At 34.3% G+C, this 24,472-nt stretch carries 14 protein-coding genes; 3 read left to right on the plus strand and 11 right to left on the minus strand.

Translation table 11 applies throughout. The features are described 5' to 3' along the window. From RMO83_RS09705 to RMO83_RS09715, 3 genes are all read left to right on the plus strand, one after another. The coding region (locus tag RMO83_RS09705; protein WP_310559484.1) for a T9SS type B sorting domain-containing protein at positions 1-1,742 on the plus strand (1,742 nt) is incomplete at its 5' end. Between the two features lie 456 nt (positions 1,743-2,198). Beyond that, the gene (locus tag RMO83_RS09710) at positions 2,199-2,501 is read left to right on the plus strand and encodes a DUF4160 domain-containing protein (protein ID WP_310559485.1); all 303 of its coding nucleotides are present in this window, start codon (positions 2,199-2,201) and stop codon (positions 2,499-2,501) included. Positions 2,502-2,519: 18 nt separating this feature from the next. Then, a complete protein-coding gene (locus tag RMO83_RS09715) occupies positions 2,520-2,801 on the plus strand; it encodes a DUF2442 domain-containing protein (protein WP_310559486.1) in 282 nt (93 codons plus the stop codon). 52 nt (positions 2,802-2,853) lie between these two features. On the opposite strand, the gene RMO83_RS09720 is transcribed toward RMO83_RS09715, so the two are convergent. The 11 genes from RMO83_RS09720 to RMO83_RS09770 all read right to left on the minus strand — a co-directional run bounded on the left by RMO83_RS09720 (position 2,854) and on the right by RMO83_RS09770 (position 24,202). After that, positions 2,854-4,614, minus strand: a complete 1,761-nt coding sequence (locus RMO83_RS09720; protein ID WP_310559487.1) for a discoidin domain-containing protein — start codon at positions 4,612-4,614, stop codon at positions 2,854-2,856. Positions 4,615-4,718: 104 nt separating this feature from the next. Beyond that, positions 4,719-6,818: a glycoside hydrolase family 97 protein gene (locus RMO83_RS09725; protein WP_310559488.1), complete on the minus strand. Its 2,100-nt coding sequence runs from the start codon at positions 6,816-6,818 to the stop codon at positions 4,719-4,721. 32 nt (positions 6,819-6,850) lie between these two features. After that, a complete protein-coding gene (locus RMO83_RS09730) occupies positions 6,851-8,863 on the minus strand; it encodes a T9SS type A sorting domain-containing protein (protein ID WP_310559489.1) in 2,013 nt (670 codons plus the stop codon). A 169-nt stretch (positions 8,864-9,032) separates the two neighbouring features. Further along, positions 9,033-10,238 (minus strand): T9SS type A sorting domain-containing protein, encoded by a 1,206-nt coding sequence (locus tag RMO83_RS09735; protein WP_310559490.1) that lies wholly within the window; start codon positions 10,236-10,238, stop codon positions 9,033-9,035. Positions 10,239-10,450: 212 nt separating this feature from the next. Then, entirely contained in the window at positions 10,451-12,700 is a 2,250-nt protein-coding gene (bglX, locus tag RMO83_RS09740; protein WP_310559491.1) for a beta-glucosidase BglX, read from the minus strand. Positions 12,701-12,717: 17 nt separating this feature from the next. Further along, entirely contained in the window at positions 12,718-13,623 is a 906-nt protein-coding gene (locus tag RMO83_RS09745; protein ID WP_310559492.1) for an IS1595 family transposase, read from the minus strand. An 80-nt stretch (positions 13,624-13,703) separates the two neighbouring features. Then, positions 13,704-15,083 carry a glucoamylase family protein gene (locus tag RMO83_RS09750; RefSeq protein ID WP_310559493.1) on the minus strand — a complete coding sequence of 460 codons (1,380 nt, stop codon included), beginning with the start codon at positions 15,081-15,083 and terminating at the stop codon, positions 13,704-13,706. Positions 15,084-15,418: 335 nt separating this feature from the next. After that, positions 15,419-16,894 (minus strand): RagB/SusD family nutrient uptake outer membrane protein, encoded by a 1,476-nt coding sequence (locus tag RMO83_RS09755; protein ID WP_310559494.1) that lies wholly within the window; start codon positions 16,892-16,894, stop codon positions 15,419-15,421. A 19-nt stretch (positions 16,895-16,913) separates the two neighbouring features. Further along, positions 16,914-19,913 (minus strand): TonB-dependent receptor, encoded by a 3,000-nt coding sequence (locus RMO83_RS09760; RefSeq protein ID WP_310559495.1) that lies wholly within the window; start codon positions 19,911-19,913, stop codon positions 16,914-16,916. A gap of 237 nt (positions 19,914-20,150) precedes the next feature. Next, positions 20,151-22,895, minus strand: coding sequence for a histidine kinase (locus tag RMO83_RS09765; protein WP_310559496.1), 2,745 nt, complete (start codon positions 22,893-22,895; stop codon positions 20,151-20,153). A 104-nt stretch (positions 22,896-22,999) separates the two neighbouring features. Continuing rightward, positions 23,000-24,202 (minus strand): NAD(P)-dependent oxidoreductase, encoded by a 1,203-nt coding sequence (locus tag RMO83_RS09770; protein WP_310559497.1) that lies wholly within the window; start codon positions 24,200-24,202, stop codon positions 23,000-23,002. Positions 24,203-24,472 lie beyond the last annotated feature (270 nt).

The raw sequence follows: 24,472 nt of genomic DNA on the forward strand, positions 1-24,472 counted from the left end.
CAATTGTAGTAAATCCTAGTGTAGTTCCAGAATTTGCATCGGTGAATCCTATTTGTTCGGGAGACAATTTATTGGCTTTGCCAAACACATCAACCAATTCTATCACGGGAACATGGTCGCCAGCTTTGAATAATTTAGCAACAACAACTTATACTTTTACGCCAAATGCAGGACAATGTGCAACATCAAAAACGTTGACAATTGTAGTAAATCCAAGTGTAGTTCCAGAATTTGCAACGGTGAATCCTATTTGTTCGGGAGATGTTTTATCGGCTTTGCCAACCACATCAACCAATTCTATTTCGGGAACTTGGTCGCCAGCTTTGAACAATTTAGCAACAACAACTTATACTTTTACACCAAATGCAGGACAATGTGCAACATCAAAAACGTTGACAATTGTAGTAAATCTAAGTGTAGTTCCAGCATTTGCAACGGTGAATCCTATTTGTTCGGGAGACAATTTATTGGCTTTGCCAAACACATCAACCAATTCTATTACGGGAACTTGGTCGCCAGCTTTGAATACTTTAGCAACAACAACTTATACTTTTACGCCAAACGCTGGACAATGTGCAACATCAAAAACGTTGACAATTGTAGTAAATCCTAGTGTAGTTCCAGAATTTGCATCGGTGAATCCTATTTGTTCGGGAGACAATTTATTGCCTTTACCAAACATATCAACCAATTCTATTACGGGAACATGGTCGCCACCTTTGAACAATTTAGCAACAACAACTTATACTTTTACGCCAAACGCTGGACAATGTGCGCCAACTAAAACAATGACGATAACGGTCAATCCGAGTGCTTCGCCAACATTCACTCAAGTAAATCCTATTTGTAGCGGTGCAACTTTATCGGCTTTGCCAACGACTTCTACGAATTCTATTTCGGGAACTTGGTCGCCAGCTTTGAATAATTTAGCAACAACAACTTATACTTTTACGCCAAATACAGGACAATGTTCCACAAATACAATAATGAAAATAACTGTCGATCAGAACTTAAATATAATTTTGAATGATGGTGTAATCTGCACAAATTCCAAAACAGGATTGGTTTTGCAAGGGAGATTATTAGAAACCAATCTGCCTTCATCAAGTTATACGTTTCAATGGTTTTTAAATGGTTTACAAATATTAAATGCAAATGAAAATTCATTTATCGCAAAAAATATCGGAAATTATAATGTTATAGCAACAAACATAACAGCCAATTGTGTACTTAATTCTAACATTGCTGTAATTAGCGAGAAAATTTTTAATGAAGATTTTTATGCTATAGTAAAGGATGACTTTACAGAATATTCGTCAATTTCTATATTCGAGACTGCAGGAGCACAAATGAATATTAGATATCAATTGGATAATGGAGAAGCCCAAGAATCAAATACTTTTAATAATGTTAACTTTGGCGAACATAAAATAAGTGTCTTTGATTTGGAAGGTTGTATCAATAAAGAAATAACGGTATTCGTACTAGGGTTTCCTAAATTTTTCACTCCAAATGGTGATGGCTTCAATGATACTTGGAACCTTTCTGGAAAGTTAAACCAACCAACAGCACGAATAGAAATTTATGATCGGTACGGAAAATTACTTACAATAATAAAACCAGATATAGATGGTTGGGATGGATTATATAACTCTCGACAGGTAATTTCGGACGATTATTGGTTTGTTTTGCATTACAATGAAGGTAAAATTTTTAAATCACATTTTAGCTTAAAACGATAGAATTGACTTTGAATATAAATTTAAGTATCGATATGATGATTAATTAAAAACTATATACAACAGATAAAAGAAATCAAGAAAACGTTTATAACTAAAACCAAAACGGGAATTGGATTACCAATACTGTTACCTTAGACAGAAAACCATCGGTAAAATATTTTCGAATCATCGAATATTTTGAATAAACAGCGAAAATAAAACAGGAGTCAAAATTCATATTTTTAAATTGAATTCAAGCTTGTTTTAGTTGTTTTTACAATTGCCTTTTTCACTCCGATTTACTTATTTCGGTTCGTTGACTAAACTTTACTCAAAATAAAATAAAACTAAAGTGTCATAGCACAGTTTAGAACTTCCATTAGATCATCCAAGTTTCGAAAAGGTTAAAGATTAAATCTTGAATTCAAAAAAATTAAAAAAATGTGATTATCTTTGTTACAATGATTAGTCTATAATATGCCAAAACTATATGAATATTTAGGAATTATTTTGTTTTTTTATTCCAACGAGCATGAACCAATTCACGTTCATGCTAAAAAAGGAGAATTTGAAAGCAAAGCAACATTTTGTATAGAAAACGGTGTAATTACAGAAATTATAATACACAATTCAAAAGGTAGAAAACCACTCGCAAACAAGGATTTAAAAGATTTCGAAGCTTTTTTAGCCGTTTATTCAGAACAAATTATCGAAAAATGGATAGCTTATTTTGTATATCACAAGGAAGTAGCGTTTGAAAAAATAACAAAAAAATTATAACAAATAAATCATATACAAATGAAATTTACAGTTATAAATACCGAAAATGAGTTGGACAAATTATTAACTATAGTTAATGCCAAAAATCTTGGCAATTATCATATATTACTTGAGTTTAATGATGGTGTTGAAAGATTTGTAGATTTTTCCACTTTCTTGTCCAAATCTCACCATCAATCAATTAGAAAGTATTTAGACGAAACCTTATTCAATTCTTTTCAAATTATTGATGGTAACTTAAATTGGAATGACTTTGACTTGATTTTTCCTATTGCTAATTTATATGAAGGAAAAGTTTAATTGCTACACACAATCCAACAAAATTTTCATAACCTAGTCCAAAAACTCAAATTTACTCCGACTTTTTGATTTCTATTCGTGGACCAATGCCATTATTATTAAAGGCTTCAATCTGGAAATAATAAGTATCCTCCCTATCCATTCCGGTGAAAAAATAATCATTTTTGCCATAAACCATGATGTTTCCATATAATTTATCCGGTGATTTTCCAAAGTAGATTGTATATCCATCGGCGCCATCGTTTTGTTCCCATTTCATCCAAGAACTGCGTCTTTCGCCAAATTTATTTTTTTCAGCCCGAAGCACAACAAAATTTTCCACCGCTTTTGGTTTTTCGCCAGCGCCTTTCCCAAAAACCCGAAAACCACTTAAAGCAAATTTACCCGTTGGCATTTTCAGGTTGACCAATTTCAAAAAACGCGCTTTAATTGGAGTTTCCAATTCAATGTAATCGTGCGGCACATCTTTTTTATTGGTACTTTTATCGACAGCAGTTGTCCATCTTTTTCCATCATTCGAAGCTAAAATTTTATATTGATGGAACTTCCCTATTGTTTTACCCATAAACTCCGCATCCTGATCGGCATAATTAATTTGGATAGCATTTATGGTTGAAACTTCGCCCAAGTCCGTTTGAAACCATTCATAAGCATTCGCTGTTTTGGCGCTCCAATAGGTTTTTAAATCCTCGTCAACGGCGAAATTAGGCTGAAATCCTCCCAAAGTGGAAGAAACTTGTAGTGGTTTATTATAATTTAACAGCATCCATCCTGTGAATAATCCCTTGAGATGATCAGCATTTTTGGTTGGCAATTGTGTTGGATAGTCGCCATACGCAGTGTTGCAATACATCACATCGTCTTGGTCAAAACCTGCAGGCCAGATTCCTATTCGGCGTTCAAAACTGTTTTTAACTCCTAAAACTATGGTGGAAACGTGCCAATAATTCTTGAAATTATCTAGATAAGTTGCACCGTGACCAGCTCCTCGGGCAAATCCACCCGGTTTATACGAAAACGGATTATGAGCTTGATAACTGAACCCTGATAAAGGATCGGAACTTACAAAAACACCGTCGGCATAGCCGCTAAATTCCGTTGCTGGTGCTCCGTATTGCAAATAATATTTTCCGTTGTGCTTTGTCATCCAAGCGCCTTCCATAAAGGGTTGCAAAAAAGTATTGTCGTTGTATTCTCCAAATCGCTCCCAACCATGATCTTCAGGATGAAGCGAAATCATTGGTTTTACAAAGCCTTCTGATTGCAAAGTTTTAGTGTTGATTTCGGTTCCCAAAATCGGAAATTCATTGCTTGAATTCCAGTATAAAAACAGTTTATCTTTTTCTTCATCGTATAAAAACCCGGGATCCCAAGCGCCTACTTTCAAAGAATCGGTGGCGATTTCCCATTCGTCTTTGGTTGGATTTTTACTTTTCCAAATGGGGAAAGTCGGTTCGTGTGTTGAACCAATTACATACATTTCGTCTTTCATCACAAAAACGGCTGGTGCGCACAATTCGTCATATACTTTATGTTGCGGCAACAAAAATTTTCGAGGTACAAAATTCCAATCACTCATATCGTCACTCCACCAATATCCCCATTGATTGGTCGAAAAAAGAAAAAACTTGCCTTTAAAATTTACAATCACAGGATCTGCAGTGGCGCGATGTTTTCCTTGGGTCACAAAATTAGGAATGGGACAATAGCCATAATCAATGTTGATAGGATTACAGTAGGTTTTTTGCTGGGCATTGGCATTTGTGTAAAAAACAACAATGATAATTATGAGTATATTCTTGATATTTTTCATTTTACTGTTTTTTGTATTGCGTTACTTTTACTAAAATTAAATATGTTGTAAAACAGACCTATGAGGTTTTAAAAACCTCATAGGTCTCTACTATTACAAAAAATCTAATTAATCGGCTCAACACTTATCGCTGTTCCTCCTCCAGGAGCCAAATTCAAACTGATTTTCGATTTAGAAGTAACTTCTATGGTACTAATTTTATAAGCAATTGGATTGTTTTTCCAATCGGCATCTTTTGTATCTTCATAGATAATGGCTTTGTATTTTTTCCCTTTGGTAAGGAAATTCAATTTAATTTCAGATTGTCGAGCATTTTCATCAGTGATGGCGCCTAGAAACCATTTCTCTGAATTTTTAGCTTTTCGAACTACTGTCAAATAATCTCCGGGTTCTGCTTCCAAATATTTTGAATCTTGCCAATCGAGCGCAACGTCTTTGATGAACTGGAACGCATCTGGGTATTTCTCGTAGTTTTCAGGTAAATCGGCAGCCATTTGCAAAGGCGAATACATCGTGACGTACAATGCCAATTGTTTTGCCAAAGTAGTATGAACTTGCTCGGTTTTCGATTTATCGTAATAACTCATTTTTATTTCAAAAATTCCCGGCGTGTAATCCATTGGACCGCCAAGCAATCTGGTGAATGGTAAAATCGTTTCGTGCATAGGTGGATTTCCAGTACTCCAAGCATTGAATTCATTGCCGCGAGCGGCTTCGGCAGCGATATAGTTTGGATAGGTTCTGCTGTAACCCGTTGGGCGTGAGCTTTCGTGCGAATTCAGCATTAATTTATAATCGGCAGCACGACGGGCTACAAAATTAAAATGATTGACCATAGTTTGCCCGTCATGAAATTCACCACGCGGAATAATTTTACCCACATATCCTGATTTTACCGCGGGATAATTGTGTTTTTTCATCAAGTTGAAAGCACGGTCTAAATGTCTCTCATAATTAGCAACCGAAGCCGAAGTTTCGTGGTGCATAATCATTTTGACATTTTTAGATTTGGCGTAAGCCGTAACCGCATCAATATCAAAGTCTGGGTAAGGCGTTACAAAGTCGAAAACTTCTTCTTTCCAGTTGCCAAACCAATCTTCCCAACCGACATTCCAGCCTTCGACAAGAACGCCATCGAAACCATTTTTGGCAGCAAAATCAATATATTTTTTGGTGTTTTCAGTTGTTGCACCGTGTTTTCCTGATGGCAATAAATCCTTTGTCAAAACATTCTGTGCATTTTGTGAACCAGCGTAATCCCAAGTCGATTTTCCTACGTGCATTTCCCACCAAATCCCCACATATTTCATAGGTTTAATGAAAGAAGTATCGTCTATTTTGCAAGGTTCGTTCAGGTTCAAAATCATCTTGGAACCGACAATATACCTGGCATCATCGCTTATCATAATTGTTCTCCAAGGTGAAACGCAAGGCGCTTGCAAATAGGCTTTGTCGCCAATGGCATTTGGCACCAAATGAGAGGTTAATTTATAATTTTTTACATCTGCATCAAGGTGCATTACGGGATAATTGACCACTGCTGCTTCAAAAATATTGAGGTACAATCCCGAAGGCGATTTCATCATTAATGGTGATTGAACCACATATTGCCCAGCAATCGATTTTACTCCAATTCCATTATTCAAATTTAATTTTGAATTGTCAATTTCAGAAAATTTGGTTTCGTTGTACACATATTCCTGACTGTCAAAATCACCGGGAAGCCAGAAAACTTTGTGATTATCGGTCAAATTAAACTGCGAAACCTCATCTGAAATGATGAAATAATTCAGGTCTTTTTGTTTTGGAAAATCATATCTAAAGGCAACTCCTTCGTCAAAAACCCTGAAAAAAATATTCATTTTTATCTGAGTTCCTTTTTGAACAAGAGAAACTAAGAGTTCGTTGTAATGATTTACAATACTTGATTGTTCGCCTAAAACGGGTTTCCACGATTCGTTGAAAGTACTCGCTTTTGTATCTAAAATTTCAAAATTGCCGTCCAATGCTGGTATGTCTTTTAGCTTTATTCCTAAAGTACTTTCGGATATTAATGGGCTTCCTTTGTAATTTACGACATACAAGGGTTGTCCAGAAGCTGATAATTTAAAATCAACAGCAATGTTTTTGGACGGAGATTGAATATTTTGCGAAAAAACCATATTCATTACAAAAATTAAAGAAAGTGAAAGAAAATTTTTCATTTATTGATTTTTAAATTGAAGAATATTTTATACTATTTTTTTAATATTTTAACCCGATAAGTTTCGCTATTTGTTTTTAATTCCAATAAGTATAAACCTGATTGTAATTGCTTTGGTAAATTAATAGTTTCGGTTATATCATTTATTTTGGTTGCCCATATTTGTTTTCCTGACACATCAAATATATGAATTTCTGCAGACGTTTTTTCTTTGAAAGAAATCATTATTTTTTCATCGAATGGATTGGGATATATAGAAATTTTATCATTATCCGAAAAATCACTTAAAGATAAGGATTGAATGTCCAATGGCCAATTGTAAGTTGAAAACCAATTCACACCCAAATTCTCAGGCAATGAAGCCAAGCCAAATAACATTGTGGAGTAATCTATAGCTTGGATGTACGATGCTCTTGCAGTTGTAGCGGTTCGTTTGTAACGCCATAAAACTTTTTTTGAAAAATTACTAGGAAGACTATAAATAGAAACGCCATTGCCATTATTGTAGAGACTCAAAAGGTCTGATTTTGCATTAGAATATATTGGGCTGAAACCAGCAATGATATGAGGTGAGACGATTTTGTTCGGATTATCATTTATTTTGTCAGCAGAATATCCACCACCTGGAATCTCTCCTGCTCCAAGTCCCCATTCAAAACTATTGGGCGCACCATTATTTATTGCAAATAATTTATCAGCATTCAACCAATTACTAAAGTAGGACATATAATTAGCATCATTTTTAAACAAATTGACAAAATAATAACAAAACTGTGGAATAAAACAAGACAAATAGCCACCATCAGATAGGGTTATATAACCTCCATAATTGGGTCTTGCTATTGGTGCAGTCGTTGGATTGGCAAAATAAGTGTTCCAAAAAGTTTGTGATTTAACAAAACCTGGATTCGAAGCAGTTGTGTTTTTGGCTAACCAAGCCACCAACATATATTCGTTAAAAGGATTCGTGAATGCAGATCCATTATTTCCTGATTGGTCTAAGACCATAGCCATTTTGGTAGGATAAATTGCTTTTGTATAATCCATAACACTTAATAAAATATTTACATTCGACACAATTGTCGTATTGGTAGAGAAATAATTTTTGCACATTTGTAATCCCATCGCAAAAATTGCATTATCGATTGTACTATATTCATAGGACCAACTGCCGTCTTGGCCTCCATTGTCCCACCTAAAATAGCGCGGAAACATTCCTGCTCCATTTATTTTACCATTATTTTTAAAATCAATAAAGGTTTGCGTGGTAGCGATTACTTGATTTGCGTTAGGTTCCCAATTGACTGCATCTCCAGTTTTGGCATACATAGCATCAGCAATACACAATGACATCAGTCCAACTCCATTCGCTGCAATTGCGGCTGGCTTTGCTCCCGCTCCATTTAGCGCCAAGGCATCAAGATAAACTCCATTCGACTTTCTGATATCTTTATACAATTTATAACTGTTTTGAAAAAGTTCATCAACAAAAGTAATTGGATTTGAATTATTGTTGATAATAATATCATCAAAATAGATGTTGATATCTGTATCCAAACCTACTGGAACTATTAAATCCAGCATCAAACTAATTTTAGTATAACTTCCGGTAAGATTGCTAAAATCAAACACTAAATCTTCCCACTGATTTATTTTTGTTTGCGGACTTATACTAGCTATTTCCAGAATTCCTGCCGCTCCATCTTCTACTTTGAACTTGACTGGGCTAATTCTTGGTTTAAATACTTTAACGTGTATGAATTTATTTGTGGTTAAATTAATTGATTTTATTGACCAGAAACCTGAATCAGGAATTCCATCTTTATCACGGAATAAATTACAAACCTTGTTGCTAGTATTAATTCCAGTTTTGTGAGGATTATTTATTACTGTTATAGTACTCAAATCGGCTGAACCTCCATTAATACTATTCATCAGGATTGGAGTTCCTTCATAATTCTCTATAACTTGACAATAGGCAGTTTGCAAATAAACCACAGACAAATAAAGGACAGAAAAAGTGATGCATTTTTTTAAATAATTCATTTTATGGGATTTTATGCTTTAAATCTAGTATTTAAATTTTTGTCAAGACGGCTTTACTTTCGCGCAAATCGAAGCTATTTTTTTAGAACAAAACTTGAATGTAAAAAAATAAAGACACGTTTTATGAAAACGTGCCTTTAACTGTAAAAAAGGTATTCAGCAAAAAGCTTTATTCTTTTAACATTTTAGATGTGCTAATTACACCTTCAATTTCGGTAGTTACCATATAAACACCTTTTTGAAGTTGACTAGTTTGTAAAGTAGTTGAGTTCGTTTTTGGACTAGCTTTCATAACTTCTTGGCCCAAAACATTGTAAACAGAAACTCTTTGAATGCTACTATTTGCTTCAATTGTTAGTGTATTTTTCATTGGATTAGGATACATTTTAATAGAAGCCTTATCAAATTTAGGTGCGGATAAAGCAGATGCGAATTTAAAATCATCTACTAAATACATTCCAGTATCAAGTGTTGCAGCATCTGGAAAAACAACAATCGTAGGATAAGTTCCAAGACCTGAAGCAAAATCAGCAGTTATTGTTTGCCATCCTGAGCCTGTGGTTGTAAAAAAGAATTCGGTCGCGCCTGCACCTTCAAATTTCAGTAAATGTGAATGAACTCCAGTAACTCCAATTGGGTTAATTCTAAAGGTAATAGTGTTATTGGCATCATCTGAAAGATTAACTCCTGGATTAAGATTTTTTACAGCGTTATTCCAATTGTCACCAACAGATCCGTCTATTTGCATCACTTGGTTTGTAGCATCCATTGGATCTGGAACTAATGAAGTAGGTGCGCCATTACCTGTAAATAATTGGTCAGCAGACGAAAATGTAAGAGGCAAAGAAACTCCACCAGAAAGTGGGTTATTTGTACCTCCCATTATGTCGTCAATTAAATATGTTCCGGTATTAGCGTTCGCAAATCCATTACTTTCTGCACCAGAATCAGTAAAAATAACCATCTTTCCATAAGCAGCAAGTCCTGATGGGTAATTATAGGTTATGGTTTGCCATCCTGAACCTGTGGTAGTGAAAAAATACTCTACCTGACCTGGACCTTCAAATTTAATTAAATGCTGACGAACACCAGTTATACCAATAGGGTTAATCCTAAAACTAATCGTGTTGTTCGCATCATCTTGAAGATTCACTGATGGATTTAAATCAATTATGGCATTATCCCAAGTATCGGTGCCACCCACAATTTGCATTACTTGGTTTGTCGCACTTGCAGGATCTGGAACTAAAGAAGTGCCTGTCCCACCTTGACCAGTCATTAACTGGTCTGCATTCGTAAATGTAAAAGGCAAATACGATTGCGAAAAGCCTAATGAGGTAATCATTAGAGCCATTAAAACGGTAATTTTTTTCATAATAAATTTTTTTTAAATTTTTTTTTAAGAGATTGGATTGTTGATAACACAAAAAATAAATCTCCTTTATACTTTCTGTGTTTTGCTGTATTTGTTTTTAAATTCTCGATTCATTCTGGAAACAATAGAATAAAATAGGAATAAACTAATTTTCATTTTTGTAAAGGCTTTCGCTTTTTTTATAGTAATTTAACTTTTAAAGTTACTAAAAATTATTGAACTAATTCAAAATTTATTTTTCTTTCGGTATCAGAATTTTCGCCAACGAAAACTTCAAAACTTCCTGCTTCAGCTTCATTTTTCATATCGAGATTATAAAATTTTAAATCTTCAGATGAAATTTCAAATGAAACAGATTTTGTTTCCGCTTTTTTTAAAGCTACTTTTTCAAATCCCTTCAATTCTTTCACTGGTCTAGTTACAGAACCTACTAAATCCCGAATATAAAGTTGAACTACTTCTTGTCCATCGTAATTCCCAGTATTCTTGACATCGACACTAATTTTTAATTTTTCTCCAAACTTGATTTTATCACTTGAAATTTTCATGTTAGAATATTCGAATGTGGTGTAACTCAACCCAAATCCAAAAGGATACAAGGGACTTTTAACCACATCAGTATATTGGGATTTGTATTTTTGTTCTGGATCTGTTGGCCCTAAATACGGTCTCCCTGTGTTTTTATGATTGTAATATATTGGAACCTGACCCACGTTTCTAGGAAATGACATTGGCAATTTTCCGCTTGGATTATTCTCTCCAAAAAGGGTTTGTGCAATCGCATCACCACCGCGAGTTCCAGGCCACCACGCTTCCAGAATGGTATCCATATTTTCGTTTTCCCAACTTAGAGTTAATGGTCTTCCATTCAATAATACCAGAACAATTGGTTTACCTAATTTCTTCAATTCGACTAAAAACTCTTTTTGCAAGCCCGGCAAATCAATATTAGTTTGAGAAGCTGCTTCACCAGTCATATTCTCTCTTTCGCCCATAACGGCTACAATAACATCGGCGTTTTTAGCATTATCCAATGCTTTTTGCATCATATCTCTTTTGCCACTTTGGATTTCTACTCCTTGATCGAATGTTATGTTTGAAATATTTTTCAAATAATTAGTCACGCCTTCTTTCACGCTAGTTGCAAAACCAGAACGGTCACCAAGAGCTGCCCAAGATCCTATAATATTAAATTCGTCACTAACCAAAGGACCGACAAAAGCAATTTTTTGGTTGGCTTTTAATGGCAAAACGTTATTGTTGTTTTTTAACAAAACCAATGATTTTTTGGCTATATCAAAACTGGCTTCTAAAAATTCCGGTTTATATATCGTTTCCTTTTCTCTTTTTTCATCAGAATATCGATATGGATCTTCAAATAATCCCAAGTCATACTTTACATCCAAAATCCTTTTGCAAGCATCATCAATTTGTGCTAAAGTTACTTTGCCTTCATCATAAGATTGCTTGGTATAATTCATATAAGCAGCGCTAACCATATCCATATCAACGCCTGCTTGTAAAGCTAATTCTCCAGCATTTTTATTGTCCGTTGCAAAGCCGTGAGCTACTAATTCATTAATACCCGTATAATCGGACACAACAAGTCCATCAAATTTCCATTCCCCTTTTAGCACATCACGAATCAAGAATTTATTCCCTGTAGATGGAACTCCGGCAATTTCGTTGAAAGCCACCATAAAAGTTTTCACACCAGCATCTACTGCGGCTTCAAAAGCAGGTAGATAAGTGTCACGCAAAACTCTTTCAGACATATCGACGGTGTTGTAATCTCTTCCTGCTTCGGCAGCACCATAAGCAGCAAAATGTTTGGCACAAGCCAAAATCGTATTGTTTTTTGATAAATCATCGCCTTGAAAACCTTTTACATTGGCAATAGCCATTTGTGTTCCCAGGAAATTATCTTCACCAGAACCTTCAGAAACTCTTCCCCATCTTGCATCACGAGCAATATCGACCATTGGTGCAAATGTCCAATGAACTCCTGCAGATGAAGCTTCGGTAGCAGCAATTCGAGCGGCTAGTTCTACTGCTTTGGGATCAAAAGAGGAAGCCATTGCAAGATTAATAGGAAATATAGTTTTGTACCCGTGAATTACATCATGACCAAATAATAAAGGAATTTTTAGCCTTGAAGTTTCTAAATTAATACGTTGGATTTCTCTGGTTTCTTTAGCACCCGTTGCATTAAGTATTGAACCCACTTTTCCTTGTTGAATTCGGGTAATGAAATTATCACCCGATTTTGGGCCTGTAACCGTTCCATCTGACGTGAATTGTACGGTTTGGTAAATTTTTTCTTCAACGGTCATTTTCGACAATAAATCAGCAATAAACTCAGCTTTTGGCTTAATAGTGCTGGGAGTAATAGCTTGTTTCTTTTGGCTGTAGCCAAAAAGTGAAAAGCCAATAAAGAATATAATTAGTTTAATTTTCATCATTGATTGTCCGTTTTTTGTCATAATCCTGTAATGCTTGCTACCACTAGTCTATCGAATAATTTTTCTTCAAAATACCTTCTATTTAGCTTGTAAACAAACTCGTTTAGGTATAATTGGAGATATTTTCCTTTAATTTTGTGGAAATTTCCTAAGAAATTCCTTTTAGCATTGCTAATTGCAATATGTACCCACCTTAAAGTTTCTGTTGTAGTTTCTTTATTCGATTTTTCTGTAATGTGAATCTCTACATAATCTGCAATATCTATATATGATGTGCTTTTGTCTGTAAAGAGAATACTTTTTTCAGAAATAGATTCTTTGATTGTTTGATTTATCTGTTCCGATGTATGATCTGTCAAGACCTTTGCTTTAAAATATCTGCAATGATTTGATTTTTCTCCCGTTTCAATATCTTCTAAAACTGTTGACTCTGCCATAATTGCAACGTTAGATTTTCCAGCAGCACCACGACCACGAATTCCTTTTTCTTGTTCTATTTCAGAAGATTCAATTGTAAAATATCCTTCGTCAAATTCAATCATTCCTTCCAGAGTATAACGCGCATCTCTATTGCCCATTGCTTTTCGCAACTTATGAACCATAGACCAAACCGGTTCGTAACGTTTCAATCCCAGTTGCTTTTGAATTTCTTTACTTGAGAATCCTTTTTTTGTTGCCGTTAGAAGGAACATCGTTTTGTACCAAATCAAGAATGATAAATTAGAACTTTGCATTATCGTTCCGCTGCGTAACGAAATTCTGCTTCTGCATTTTTTACATTCATAACTCCATCTGCTTTTTATCCAAAAATGCTCTTTGCTTCCGCATTTACATTGAACTCCAATTTTGTCTCTTTCCTCTTTAAAATGAAGTCTACAAGATTCTTCACTCCCAAAATTTGCTGTAAAATTGAATAGATTCATCACTTTTTTTATCAAATATAAGGCTTTTTATTCAATTATGGGTAATTACGGACAATCAAAATTTTCATCTAATATTATTTTTAAAAGTTATGCTGGGTCGAAGAAAAACCTAATTTTTTTAAACCCACCTTTACTTCTGGGGATTGCATAAATAAATTCCATATTAATCCTGTTCTGTGATTCTCTACCATTGGAACAATTGTTCCCTGATCTATCGCTAAATATCTTGGAGTAACCCAATTATATTGAGGCGAAAATGCATCATATGGTCCAGCAACTCCCACTAAAGTAGTCTTTTTTTCATCGTACAAATAATGTAAAAATTTCATACTTTCAGTGGGTGTATAGGGAAATGAAGACAAAGCAGCAGTTGGCGAGATCACTCCAGAATCATTATTAGGTTGATGAGCCGTGTAACCTGTTGTACCATCAGAATTTCTGGTGTAACTTGCTGTAAGACCCCAACATTTATCTGAATAACCTGACCATTTGTTTGGATTAGCCACGCAAAATTGATGGATTATCTTGGAATGATTTTGTGTCAACGTCCAATAATTAGCATAAGCATCCGTCAATCCACGAGGATCTAAACCCAAATAAGAATAGTGAGACCAAAACAATGGACCAACATTTCCATGCGAACCATTATAGTTCAATACTATTTGAAAACCATATTGCGAACTTCCACTTACAATCCCTCCGTTTCGTGCCCAACCTTGCTGATATACTGCAGCAGATATCGGATGTGTTGGAGAAGATGCACCCAAAACATAGGTAATTAAACATTCATTATATCCTTCTAATTTGAAATTCATTTGCCAGCCATAGCTTGGAGACCAATGCCAATACAATGCATTTTCGCCTTTAGTGTACCAATCCCATTCTACGCCTTTCCAAAGATTATCTGCTTTTGTTGCCAATGCTTGTTCATCTGCAGTTCCAGTTTTAAAATATTCTCTAAGGGTTAATAAACCTTGACAAAGGAATGATGTTTCTACAAGATCACCACCATTGTCTTTAGTTCCAAATGGGATTACGTGACCTGTTTCACCATTAATCCAATGTGGCCAAGCACCATGAAATCGATCTGCCTTTTCAAGAAAATTTAATGCAATTGTAAGTCTGGAAACTGCCTCAACTCTAGGAATAAATCCTCTTTCTATTCCTACGATTAGTGACATTAGCCCAAAACCGGAACCTCCTGTGGTTACAATATGTGCATCGTTTCCAGGGTCATCTGTGTGGTATCGCTCTCTGGCCAATCGTGAATTGGTTTCTGCATATTCCCAAAAATATTTTATTGCATCTTTTTGCACCTGATCCATTGCTTGAACATCTGTTAGCTGTGTTGGCGTTGGTGTCGGGGTTGGTGTTGGCGTAGGACTTGGAGAATCGCTACTGCTGCTGCAACTTATGATTGAAAACAAAAATAGAATAGAATAAAATTTAAATGTTTTCATCTCGATTTTTTTAAGAATACATACCAATGGATTGCTTTCATATGTATTTATTTAATTATTTTATCTTTGTGTATAAAGTATTGATTTCTAAAGGAGTAAAAAGGGCACTATACATTCTAAATTGATCTAAATCACCCGTCCAACAATTCATCCAACCTTCGGATTTCCTGTACCTCCTATTCTAAAACCTAAAACTTTAACATGGTTTGAATAATAACCTAATTCAGGTCAATCCATATTTTGATATCCAATAAATACCAATGAAATAAGCACTATAACACCGGTTTCTTTTATAATGATTTATTATTTTCAATTTATTAAGTGTTGAATTGTTATTAATAATTTGGATTTTGAACTAAAATACCACCGGACTGGTTAATTGCTGTTTGAGGAATTGGATAATACCTGTGTTTCGCTTGGTATCCTTTTCCAGCAAGAACTGCTGCGGCATCTCCCCATCGAACTAAATCATAAAATCGTTCGCCTTCTAATGCAAATTCGATTCTTCTTTCTTGTTTAATGGCTGTTCTTAAAGTAGATTGACCACCTATAATAGCAGGCAAAATACTATTATTTGCTCCTCTTGCTCTTTTACGAATTTGTTCTAGATATGTTGCTGCCAGACCGGAATTTCCGTCTTCATTAGCCGCTTCCGCAGCTATTAATAATACATCGGCGTACCTCATAATTTTTACATTTTCCCAGTAATTTTTATTTACCCCAAAACTTTTTCTTTCTTCAGGAAGCGTATAGGCTTTCTTGTTCCAATACATTTGTGCTAAAGGAGGACTTGCTGGAAGTGTATTTCCTAATCCATCACTTTGACCTGAAGTAAGAATGGTTGCGGCTTTTCTTGGGTCATTAGCTTCATAGGCATCGATTAAGTTTGTTGTAGGCACATTAAATCCCCATCCTAAATCCCAAGTACCTGAACCTCGTACTCCTTGTGACTCAAAATAATTATTAGTGTAATATGTTGTTCCTATCAACAAAAACTGCACTTCAAAAATAGTCTCTCTTGAATTGTTACCCGCTTTAGAAAATAAAGTTACATAAGAGGGCATTAAATTGTATTGACCCGAACTTATTACTTCTTCACTTTTTGCAAGTGCTTTTTTCCAATCTCCCTGATAGAGATATAATTTTGCCAAAAGACTGTTCGCGAATCCTTTTGTAGCTCTTCCCGGATATGTTGGCCAGCTTAGAGGTAAATTTTTAGCAGCAAATTCTAAATCGCTTATGATCTGGGCATCTACTTCGGCAACAGTATTTTTTGCTTTCACACCATCACTTGGCTTCACGATTTTATTTAAGATAATTGGAACTTCTCCATAGTCACGACGCAAATCAAAATAAGCAAACGCTCTGATGGCCTTAGCCTCGGCTTCATTTGTAATACTTCCTTGATCTGTTGCTCCTGATTCTTCAACAGCAACTACTAAATCGTTGCAGGCAAATATTAAACTATAATGACCGTTCCAGTTTGGCGCAAATTGATTTGCTGAATACGAAAAATTATCCATTACATTTCCCAGTGTAGACGCATCTGTAGGAGTACTCCCTTTTGCGGCATCATCGGATCGAATACTTTGAAACCAGTACCTATACCAGTCATTAACACCCTCTTGTGTGCGTAATTTTTCATACAATCCAAAAGCTTTTTCTTCAAAACCACCCGCTTGCAAATCCCCCTCAGTAGCAACTCCTAGTGGCTTCATATCCAAAAAATCAGCATCACTGCACGAATAAAATGTAGGCAATGTCAATGTGGCTATAAGCGATAATTTAATGATGAATCTATAATTTTTCATATTTCCCAATTTATTTATATTAAAAAGTAACATTTAAACCTAGCGTAGTAATTGCTGGAAGAGGATATCCTCCGAAATCTCTACCAAATGAGATTGGGGATCCTCCAGCTTCAGGTGTAAATCCAGAATTGTTATTCCAGGTTACTGGATTTTGCGCATTAATAAACAATTTCAACCCTTGAATATAAAATTTATTTAATAGTTTAGAGTCAAAATCATAGGCTAATTGCACATTTCTTAAACGAAGATAACTTCCATCTTCAATCATATAGGTTGAATTTAGTTTGTTATATCCAGACCCATCATTAAGTCTTGGCTCCCAATTGGAAGTACCATCACCATTCCATCGATCCAATCTTTCTGTTCTGTAGTTGAATTGGGCAAAAGTTGAACCATTGCCCCAATCTCTCCATATTTCATTGCCATAAACACCTTGCAAATCTGCAGATAGCGTAAAGTTTTTATACGTGGCACTGACTGACATACCGTACATAATATCTGGTGTTGGGTTTCCTATAACAGTTCTATCGTCTGGAGTAATTTTTCCGTCACCATTGACATCTTTATATTTTAAATCGCCAGATCCATAAGCTTCTAAAGAACTTAGTGGAGAACTCAATACATCAGCGCTGGATTGATAAACTCCATCAACAATGTATCCGTAAAAAGATCCAATTGGAGCTCCTGCAGTTAAAATTGAAGGTCCGTCTTCAACTTGAAAACCTTTTTCATATACTGATTTCACTTCATTTTTTAAAGTGGTTAAGTTACCGCTTATGGAGTATTGAAAATCAGCGGTTACCTTATCATTCCACGAAGCTGACAATTCAAATCCTTTATTTGCAATTTCACCTGCATTTGTGTAGAAACTTTCGGCTCCTAAATTAACAAAGGTCAATAAATTGTTTGTTGTTTTATCAAAATAGGTGGCTTCGAATTTTAGCCTGTTGCTTAAAGTCCCTACTTCTATTCCTCCTTCATACGAAGTTATGGTTTCCCATTTTAAATTAGGGTTACTTCTATAAGCCAAAACGTATGCAGGAACTAATTTGTCCCCAAAAACCGCTGATGCCCCTGTTGTATAATTAGGATAAGATGGATATTGTATAGAGGTATATTGATTTCCTAATTCGCCGTAAGATCCTTTAATTTTTAGGCTGTTAAAAATCTTTTGATCTTGCATAAAATCCTCTTTGGTTACATCCCAAGCGGCACCCACCGACCAGAAATTTTGAAATCTGTTATCGCCAATAAATGCCGAAGAACCATCTCTACGGAAAGAACCATTCAATATGTATTTTCCTGAATAGTTGTACAAAGCCCTAGCTAAATAGGAAACTGTACCATTTTCATATTGCTCAGAACTAGATCGACTGGTTGAACGATCACCATAAGGATATACATTCAAATACCACCATCTTTTATCGTTAGGAATTGGTTCTCCATCGATGAATTGAGAAACAGAACCATTCACAGATTCAAATCCAAAATAATAACGTGTGTAACCCGCCATTGCTGTCAAATTATGATTGCCAAAAGTTTTGTTATAAGTAAATAAATAATCTTGCTGCGTCTTTTCGTAATTATTGCTATATTGACTTACTGATGTTTGAGATCTTCCACCAAAAGCAAGAGTAAGTTGATCCGTTTCGGGAGCATATATATTAATAACTGGCGAATATCCTCTACCTTTATTATAGCCTAGATCAGCGTAATAAGCCGCCCTGAATTTTAAATCTTTAAACAATTTGAATTCAGCAAATACATTACCGACAAATCTAGTTTCACGATTCAATTGTGTTCCTTGCGTTCCTTCGACATATAATAATGGATTGTCTATTTGTGCTCCTCCAATTTCAGTCGGTAATTGATTATAAGCGCCTTTTTCTGTATTATAAGGTTCAACAATTGGCGTAGCCTTTAACGCAGAATCAAAAGAATGCAATTGTGCTGGTCTCGCATCGACACCACTAAATCCGACACCAACTTTTATGGCATCGGATATTTGCAATTCATTATTTAAATTAAATGTGAATTTTTTATAATTCTCATAATCAATCAAACCTTCATCTTGAACTAATCCAAGTCCCAAATAAAACTTATTTTTTTCAGTACCGTTAGAAATGCTCAAGTTATGGTAAACAACACTGGCGTTATCATTTGAAATAGTATCAATCCAGTCTGTATTGCCTGTGAATTTATCATAATAAGCATAAGGCGCTGCACTCTGATTTACTCGCTGCTCGTCATACAAGGTTTTAAATTGAGAAGCATTTGCAAGAGAAGGTTTGCTTACTATTGATTTAAGCCCAAATGTAGTGTTATAATTAACAGTAGTTTTTCCTTCCTTTGCTTTTTTAGTCGAAATAATAATTACACCGTTTGCTCCTCGAACTCCAAAAATTGCCAACGAAGATGGGTCTTTTAAAATTTCCATCGAATCAATATCATTGGCATTAATAAAATTGATGTTGTCTGTAAAAATACCGTCTACAACATATAATGGTTTGGTGTTGTATCTACTCACAGTTCCTCTAATCCTCACATCAGGTTCTGCTCCAGGTTGTCCTGAATTTACTATTGATAAACCCGAAACTCGTCCTTGCAAAGACGCTACTGGATTAGTATTTGGTTTATCGGCAACAATTTTCCCTTCCACCTTAACAATTGAACCCGTTAGATCTCGTTTTTTAGCCGATCCATATCCAATTACGACAACCTCTTTTAATTCGGTGTCTTTAGATTCAAGCATTTTTACAGCCATAGTTTCGGCTGTGGCTTTAACAGAAATAGCATCAAAACCTATCATGCTTATTTTTAACACCTCTCCTACTTTGGCATTAATGTTAAAATTTCCATCAAAATCGGTATCAGTGGTTGTTCTGGAATCGACTGCTACGACAATTGCTCCGGGAACTCCAATACCATTTTTATCTGCCACTTTGCCTTTAATTACTTGACCAGACATATAGGCTGGAAGTAGAATGAGTGCTAAAAAGCTAAAAATAAAATTTCTCATAAAATAATCTGTAATAGTTAGTTTAGCTAAATTAGACTATTACAACGTTATAGTAAGCTATTTGAAGTTACTACACGAATACATCAAATCGTTAAAACCAATTTAAAAATCAGTTTTTAAAGGAGGTTACGAGCGATAACGGTACTTAAAAACACATCACTTGATGTAGTAATGATGTATTAGAATAATGCAAAAAAGTGAATGAAAAATAATAGTATCCGTAAAAAATAATACTATTTAAATAGATAATAGAAATTTAGATAGATTTTCGTCTTGAAAAAGGTTCAATTTTTTTCTTAATCTATAGCGATGCAATTCAACACCCCTAAAAGAAATATTCATCATCGGGGCAATTTCTTTCGATGAAAGGTTCATTTTTAAATAGACACAAAGCTTAATATCCTTCGAGGTAAGAATTGGATATTTTTTGGAGAGATTAATTATAAACTCGTTGTGAATTTGATTCAAGTTGGATTCAAAAGTTTGCCATTCGTGCTTGTTAACAGCATTTGACTTGATGACTTTTTTGATTTCACTTTTTAGTTTATTGATGTCTATTTCAGTATCTAAGATTCCCTGAATATTTTCTATCATTTCGCTTTGTTTGGCAATTGAAAGTGACTTTCCAGTTACTTCGGATGATTTTGTTTGCAATTCCAATTCCAAAATATGTTTTTCATATTCTTGTAAATTCAGTTCGTTTTCAGCTTTTAACTTCATCTCTAGAATTTTCTTTTGATGCTTCAATTCTTCTTCTTGCAAAGTTAATTTTTGAATATAACGTATTTTATTCCATTTGTAATACAAGTACAAAATCGTTCCTAAAACAGCTATATATAATAGAATCATCCAAAAAGAAAAATACCAAGGTTTTGCAACGACAAACTCAAAACTGGAAACTTGATTATAATTCGAACCATCAAAATGAAAAATGGCAATATTATGGGAACTACTATTTAAATTGTTTAAAACTATTGCTCCATTTTTTACACGAATAAAATCTTTTGTAGCATTTATTTTATAGAACAAACTTGGTTTCGTAAACCCGTAGATTCCTGATATTATCCCTATTTTTAGTTCGGAATTATATTTTATTTTTGACTTATTTTCCACCAAATCTCCATCACTAAATGCTTCTATCTTTATTGTTGGTCTCTGCGTGGTTTGATTTTTCAATGGAAGAGAAATATAACCGTCATCAAGATTTAGTAAGTAGTTACTTCTGTTTTTAAAAATCTTCAAATTATCGTTAATTAATTTTCCTCTGTAATATTTTTCTTGAATGCTATGCCAAACGAACTTATTTTCATTGACATAAATATGATGCAAAAGTCCTTCCTGAAGTACCACAAAGTTGTTTTCGTCAATGGCTACTACGTCCGAAATATTTTTAAAATTAGTGTTAAACAATTCATTATTTACCAATTGATTAGTTATAGAATTATAAGTGTACCAGGAGTTTTGGATTAAGAAGAGAATTTCGTTTCGAAATTCAAATACTCGCACACCAAAATCATTCGTAATTTTACTCTTTTGGGTTACATTTTCTACCTTAACGGTTTTGTAATCATCATCATACAAAATTCGGTATAAACCTCTATAATTATCGGCAGCCCAAATTTCATTCTTTCGGTTTTGAGCAACATATTTTATAGGTTTATAAAGTCCATTAATACTATGTTTTTGAGATAAATCATTGGGGTCATTGTAAATCCAAACACCACTGTAAGAAGCTTGCAAATAGGAATTATTAATGTTGCTTTTGGTTAAGTTCCAACCGCCACTTATTGTATTCAACTTAGTAAATACGCCCTTTTCATAAACAAGTGTTCCCCCAAAGTAACCAATAAGATATTTATCATTCATTTTTCCAATATTCCAAGCTTGTCCTTGTGTATTTGGAACTAACGAAAACTGATTCTCTTCGTATTTAAAAACCCCGTGATTAGAAGCCATTAAATACCCTTTCTTAGTAGTTGCAACAGAATATACTGAACCTAAAACTCCCGAATTATCATAAAAAATAGAAATACGTGAATCGACCTCAATATGGGCAATACCGTTGTCTAAACCCAACCACAAGTTATTCTCTTTGTCTTGACCAACACTCAAAATAGAATTGTTCATTAAGACGTTATTACGGTTAATATTTTGAAAGGAATTGGTACTTAAATCAAAAATATAAATTCCTTTACTAGCTGTTCCGATGATCAGTTTATTGTTTTTTATAAACTTAGCAACATTGATGTAAGCAGTTTTCAAAATTTGATTCAATGGGTTTTTCCAAGCATTCAAAACTCCTTTTTCAATAATAAAAACTCCATTTTTTTGAGAAAATATATAGGTTTTATTTCGATGTTTTTCGATGGCGTGAATTACATTGTTTTCGAGAATATTCCAACCTTTTACTTTTGAAATAGTACCATTAGTCATCTTATAAATACCGCGCCCAACTGATGCAATTAGAAATTCATTGTCAACAATAAAGCAATACGAAATTAGAAATGGAAGATTAGTTTTGATAATTTTCTTTCCATCAAACACAAAGATCTCATTAAAGGATTGAAAATAAATTTGGTTTTTAAACTTAAAAATCTTCCATATTTCCTCATTTTCAATTTCTTCAAAAACCTTTTTACCCGCAGAAATTGAAACGTAAGACATCCTTCCTTCTTTTCGGAACCAATATCCAAATTCTTTATAAGAACCTGAATAAATTTTGTCACCATCCACAAAAATGGAACGAATGATAGTTTTATTAGGTAGCAAATAACGCTCCCATTTTACGCCATCATACCGCAACAAATAATGATTATTCGCAAAATACATAGCGTTATCCTTACCTTGAGCTACATTCCAAATCTGATTGTCTCCTTGATAGTTTGATTTATTGTAATTTTCGACAAATGGCAACAACTTCTGAGAATGAAGTTGGAAAGCGATAAGCCAGAAAAGAACTATTTTAAATACGATATTATTCAAAATCCAAATAATTTATCCTCAAATATAATCACATTTATTCATTAAAAACATAAAAGCTTCCTGATTAAGAAGCTTTATATAAATTTTTAAAACAAAATTCACAACTAATTTCCATCAATATAATCTTGCAAATAGGCAAATCTTGGTGTAAGTTTTCCGCTTTCGGTCATTTTTGCCCGTTTCAAAATTCCGTCTTTATCACCATTAAAAAAAGCTGGAATTACGTATTCCATAAACATTTCTCCAAAACCTTCACTCGCCTCTTTTGGTAATTCACAAGGCAAATTATCTACAGCCATTACCACTATAGCCGCAGGATGAAATACATCGACTTCTTTATTATCAATGGGCAAATAACCATACAAAGGTTCTTCAATGGTAGAAGGTCTTAATGTACAAGCTATGGAACTATCCACGTCACACGAAATGTCGGCAACCACTTTTATTTTACAATCTTTGGCTATTAGCATTTCTCGAGTAAGAATATCTGGAGCTTCATTGTTGTGGAAATGTCCCGTGATATAAATATCAGAAACTTTAGTAAACCGCTCAAAATTGGAAACATAAGCAGTAGGATTTTGATAAAAATCCCTAAACTCTAATACTTGACCATCGTTTCTGACGTTATAATCCAAAACATCGATTTGAGTATAAACGGGTTGTGTGTAGTTTTTTGTTAAATAATTTTCAATCGAAACTTCCTTAATCTTTATAGCATCCAAAATTTCTTTCACTCCACTGCCTACTTTTCCGGTTCCGGTATTTACAATTTTAATGGGAGGTAAAACCAAACGTTTCAAATGTGCAATCATGTCTTCTTTTCCGGAAAGTGATGCCGCTTTTGGGAGTTTAAACAATTCGAATTTCAATCCAAAGGCACGAAAACTACTATAAGCACCAACGAATCCTGCGTATTTTCCGAAACCAATCAATCTGATATTATGCTCATTGACAATGGTTTCGTGATCATAAAAATCAATATTTTTCTTTAATAAAGCTTGCAATAATTTTCTATTATGCGGCTGCTTTTTGACAGTGTGCGAAAAAAAGAAATATTTTTTATTGGGAATTAAATTTTCTACTGGAACTTCTTTTACACCAAAAAATACATCGCAATCACTGATATCATCATTGACTTCGATTCCCATTTTTTTGTACTCTTCATCTGAAAAAGCTCTAATATCGGAACTTTCAACCTTTACAGAAATCTCCTGATGAAGCTGTTTTAGTCTTGCCAATTCATCGGGTGTAAATACAACTCTTCTATCGGGTGTGCTTTTTCTTTCTTTAATAATTCCGAATTTCATGGGCTTTGGATGGTGATTAATATAACTTTATTGGTTTATTTTGTTACAAAAATAACAATTTAGATGAGTTCTATTAGTTTTTTTTCATTGTTGTCCGATAAAAAAGAAGCCAAATTAATGGCTTCTTTCAAAGAATCGTATTTTTGTATTGCAAAACATAAATTACGATGGACAAAAATAGCTATTTTTCGACAAAATCTGTTTTCGGACAGTTGATTTCTTTTATTCCAAATTCGATAATTTCACAAGCTGTTAAGAACCATAATTCAG

Source organism: Flavobacterium sp. (assembly GCF_031423415.1).
GTDB lineage: Bacteria > Bacteroidota > Bacteroidia > Flavobacteriales > Flavobacteriaceae > Flavobacterium.

Excerpts from the sequence above, each read along its gene's own strand:
- RMO83_RS09750 (WP_310559493.1), bottom strand. The coding sequence starts at position 15,083 with ATGAAAACATTTAAATTTTATTCTATTCTATTTTTGTTTTCAATCATA.
- RMO83_RS09725 (WP_310559488.1), bottom strand. The coding sequence starts at position 6,818 with ATGAAAAATTTTCTTTCACTTTCTTTAATTTTTGTAATGAATATGGTT.
- RMO83_RS09745 (WP_310559492.1), bottom strand. The coding sequence starts at position 13,623 with ATGAATCTATTCAATTTTACAGCAAATTTTGGGAGTGAAGAATCTTGT.
- RMO83_RS09730 (WP_310559489.1), bottom strand. The coding sequence starts at position 8,863 with ATGAATTATTTAAAAAAATGCATCACTTTTTCTGTCCTTTATTTGTCT.
- RMO83_RS09755 (WP_310559494.1), bottom strand. The coding sequence starts at position 16,894 with ATGAAAAATTATAGATTCATCATTAAATTATCGCTTATAGCCACATTG.
- RMO83_RS09760 (WP_310559495.1), bottom strand. The coding sequence starts at position 19,913 with ATGAGAAATTTTATTTTTAGCTTTTTAGCACTCATTCTACTTCCAGCC.
- RMO83_RS09715 (WP_310559486.1), top strand. The coding sequence starts at position 2,520 with ATGAAATTTACAGTTATAAATACCGAAAATGAGTTGGACAAATTATTA.
- RMO83_RS09735 (WP_310559490.1), bottom strand. The coding sequence starts at position 10,238 with ATGAAAAAAATTACCGTTTTAATGGCTCTAATGATTACCTCATTAGGC.
- RMO83_RS09720 (WP_310559487.1), bottom strand. The coding sequence starts at position 4,614 with ATGAAAAATATCAAGAATATACTCATAATTATCATTGTTGTTTTTTAC.
- RMO83_RS09770 (WP_310559497.1), bottom strand. The coding sequence starts at position 24,202 with ATGAAATTCGGAATTATTAAAGAAAGAAAAAGCACACCCGATAGAAGA.
- RMO83_RS09710 (WP_310559485.1), top strand. The coding sequence starts at position 2,199 with ATGCCAAAACTATATGAATATTTAGGAATTATTTTGTTTTTTTATTCC.
- bglX (WP_310559491.1), bottom strand. The coding sequence starts at position 12,700 with ATGATGAAAATTAAACTAATTATATTCTTTATTGGCTTTTCACTTTTT.